The 3,299-nt window shown below is 69.6% G+C and carries 4 protein-coding genes; all 4 read left to right on the top strand.

Annotated features, from left to right (window positions below):
• On the top strand, nt 1-616 hold a 616-nt coding region (locus tag VE326_11620; protein ID HYJ33859.1), incomplete at its 5' end, for a hypothetical protein.
• 36 nt (nt 617-652) lie between these two features.
• Nucleotides 653-1,789: an alpha-hydroxy acid oxidase gene (locus VE326_11625; protein HYJ33860.1), complete on the top strand. Its 1,137-nt coding sequence runs from the start codon at nt 653-655 to the stop codon at nt 1,787-1,789.
• Entirely contained in the window at nt 1,786-2,691 is a 906-nt protein-coding gene (locus tag VE326_11630; protein HYJ33861.1) for a hypothetical protein, read from the top strand. Before VE326_11625 ends, VE326_11630 begins: the two co-directional genes overlap by 4 nt.
• Before the next feature lie 22 nt (nt 2,692-2,713).
• Nucleotides 2,714-3,299 (top strand): hypothetical protein (locus VE326_11635; GenBank protein HYJ33862.1); only part of this gene is annotated, 586 nt, incomplete at its 3' end.

Consider the following 3,299-nt stretch of genomic DNA (forward strand, 5'->3'; position numbering starts at 1 on the left):
CCATCCCTTCTTCGCCGGCGAGGTGGAGCCCTGCATCAACGGACAGGTGGCGGCGAGCGGAGCCTACTTCGGCCAGGACGTGCGCGGCCTCATCGGCAGGCTGCTCGGCGAGCAGCTGCCCGACGGCGGCTGGAACTGCGAGGCCGAAAACGGGTCCACGCGCTCGTCGTTCAACACCACGATCTGCGTGCTCGAGGGCCTGCTCGAACACGAACGGGCGGCCGGGAGCGGCCCGGACGTGACCCCGGCGCGGCTCCGCGGTCAGGAGTACCTGCTCGAGCGGCGCCTCTTGCGCCGGCGGTCGACGGGCGAGCTCATCGATCGAGATCGCAAGGGCGGCGCCGACTGGACGCGCTTCGCCTTCCCGACGTGGTGGCACTATGACGTTTTCCGGGGACTCGAGTACCTCCGCCAGGCAGGCGTGACTCCCGACGAGCGGGTGGCCGAGGCGATCGAGCTCGTGGCGTCGAAGCGCGACGCCGACGGCCGATGGGCCGTGGAGGCGAGATATCCCGGCGTCATGCCGGTCGAGATCGACGACGTGGAAGGCAGGCCCAGCCGGTGGAACACCCTGCGCGCCCTGCGCGTGCTGAAGTGGGCCGGTCATGAAGGGTAGCCCGCTCCTCCCCGCCATGGGGCGGGCGTCGCGATCATGAATATCGGCCAGGCGATCAACATCGAGGATCTGCGCGGGCTTGCGCGAAAGCGTGTCCCGCGTTTTGTGTTCGATTTTCTAGACGGAGGCGCCGAGGACGAGTCGGCGCTCGACGCCAACCGCCGCTCCTTCGAGCGGCTTCGGTTTCGTCCCCGGACGCTGGTGGGCGTTTCGGGGCGAAGCGTGGGCGCTTCGATCCTCGGGGCGCCATCGGCCCTGCCCGTGGTGGCGGCTCCCGTGGGGCTGCTCGGTCTGGTCCGGCATCACGGCGATCTCGCGCTGGCCCGCGCGGCGGCGGACGCCGGCATTCCCTTCGCCCTCTCCACCAGCTCCATGGATTCCCTGGAGGAGGTCGCGCGAGCGGCGCCGGGGCGGCTCTGGTTTCAGTGCTACGTGTTTCCGGAGCGGGCCGTGAGCGAGGGCCTGATCCGGCGCGCGGCGGAAGCGGGCTTCGAGGCGCTCATCATCACCAGCGATTTTCCGGTCTCGGGAAAGCGGGAGCGGGACCTCCGCTCCGGCCTCCGGCCCGATGCCCGGCTCACGCTGGGGAGCAAGCTCGACATCCTGATGCATCCGCGGTGGCTCATGACCGTCGCGGCCCACCGGCCGCGCTTCGCCGTGGTCGAGCGCGGGATCGGGAAGGGCCGGAGCGCCGCCGCCTTCCTGCCGTCGAAGATGTTCGATCCGTCCCTCTGCTGGGACGACCTCCGGCGCTTCCGGGATCTCTGGAAGGGGAAGCTCCTTCTCAAGGGCGTTCTCCGGGCGGACGACGCGGCGCTGGCCGTGGAGTGCGGCGTCGACGGAGTCATTCTCTCCAACCACGGAGGCCGCCAGCTGGACAGCGCCATCAGCGGGATGGACGCCCTACCCGAAGTGGTCCGCGAGATCGGCGGTCGCGCCGCGATCCTGGTGGATGGTGGCGTCCGTCGTGGCGGCGATATCGCGAAGGCCCTGGCCCTGGGTGCCGAGGGAGTCCTCCTGGGTCGCGCCCTCGCCTATGGGCTCGCCGCCGGCGGCACGGCCGGAGCGGCGAGGGCGCTGCAGATCCTTGGCGATGAATTCGACAGGACGCTGGCGCTCCTGGGCTGCCGGGCTCCGGGCGACCTCGCGCCCGATCGGGTGACGGCCCGATGAATTCGCGAACCGCCATGCGCCAAGGGCGCAAGCCCGTCGCGCTCGTGACCAGTGCGGCCTTTGCCGACCTCTACGAGGACGACCGCCTGCTGGTGGAGGCCCTCGCGGACGTCGGCATCGCCTCGGTGCCGGCCGTGTGGAGCGATGCGAGCATCGATTGGACCTCGTTCGATGCCCTGGTCATGCGCTCGCCGTGGGACTATTTCGAGCGCGTCGCCGAGTTTCGCGCCTGGCTCGACGCGCGGATCGCCCAGAACGCGCTCCTCTGCAACCCGCGCGAGATTCTCGAGTGGAATTTCGACAAGGGGTACTTGCAGGATCTCGCGCGGGCCGGCGTCGCGGTCGTGCCCACGCTCTGCATGGCGCGAGGAGACCGCGCCGACATCGCCGCCCTGGCGCGCGCCCGCGGGTGGAATGAGGTCGTGGTCAAGCCGACCATCGCCGGCGGCGGCTATCGCATCCTCCGCTTCCGCCTCGAGGAGATCGGCCGCCACGCCGCCGACATCGCCAGGACGCTCGAGGACCGGGGTGTGCTGGTGCAGCCCTTCCTGCCCGAGATCCAGAGCGGCGGCGAGCTCTCGCTGCTCTTCTTCGACGGGGTCTTCAGTCACGCGGTGTGCAAACGTCCCCAGGACGGCGACTACCGCGTTCAATTTCAATTCGGCGGCACGGACGAGAACGTCCAGGTGAGCGAGGAGCTGGTGGCCCAGGCGCGTCGCTGCATCCAGCACGCGCCCGCGCCGACGGTCTATGCGCGGGTCGACGGCGTCGTACGGGACGGAAGCTTTCTCTTGATGGAGCTGGAGATCTTCGAGCCCTTGATGTTCCTGTCCCACCATCCGGAAGCGCCGGCCCGCTTCGCGCGGGCGATCGAGCGGTACTTGCAAAGTCCTCGCGAATGATGGCGTGGTGTACGATCTCGTGATGGTTCGACGCTGGCTCAGGCTCGGGGCCGGAACATGCTGCATCGCGCTCGCCCTGGGACTCATGACCCCGGCCGCCTGCGTCACCGGGCAGCCCGTCACGGACAGCACCTGGGTCGATCATGACGGCCAGCCCGTCCGACGGCCCCCGGATGGGGAGCGGTCGTTCTACGCGGATCTCCTCCACGAGGGCTTCTGTCAGCCGATCTCCCACGCGTTCGACGTTCCCGACAAGCTCCTCGGCCTGGCCAACGTCCTGGGCGCCCGGACCCGTCGCGAGGCGGTCAACGTGAACGCTTTCGACGAAGTGCCCAATTCCACCTGGTTCACGAATCGAAACCACCTGCGCGCGATCCCGGTGGGCGAGCTGATGCAGGGTCCGGACTCCGCGCTGCTCCCGGAGAAGCCGTGGACGGTCACCCACCCCAAGCACGGGGGGGCGAGCGCCGGGTTCCAGATCCGGGACGCCGCCGGGCAGAAGTGGCTCGTCAAGCTCGACTGGAAGGGACTTCCGGGTCTCAGCTCCGGCGCCGACGTGGTGGCGCGCACGCTCCTCCATGCGGCCGGATACAACGTGCCGCATAACG

It is taken from the genome of Candidatus Binatia bacterium (genome assembly GCA_035631035.1).
GTDB lineage: Bacteria > Eisenbacteria > RBG-16-71-46 > SZUA-252 > SZUA-252 > DASQJL01.

Excerpts from the sequence above, each read along its gene's own strand:
- VE326_11630 (HYJ33861.1), top strand. The coding sequence starts at position 1,786 with ATGAATTCGCGAACCGCCATGCGCCAAGGGCGCAAGCCCGTCGCGCTC.
- VE326_11625 (HYJ33860.1), top strand. The coding sequence starts at position 653 with ATGAATATCGGCCAGGCGATCAACATCGAGGATCTGCGCGGGCTTGCG.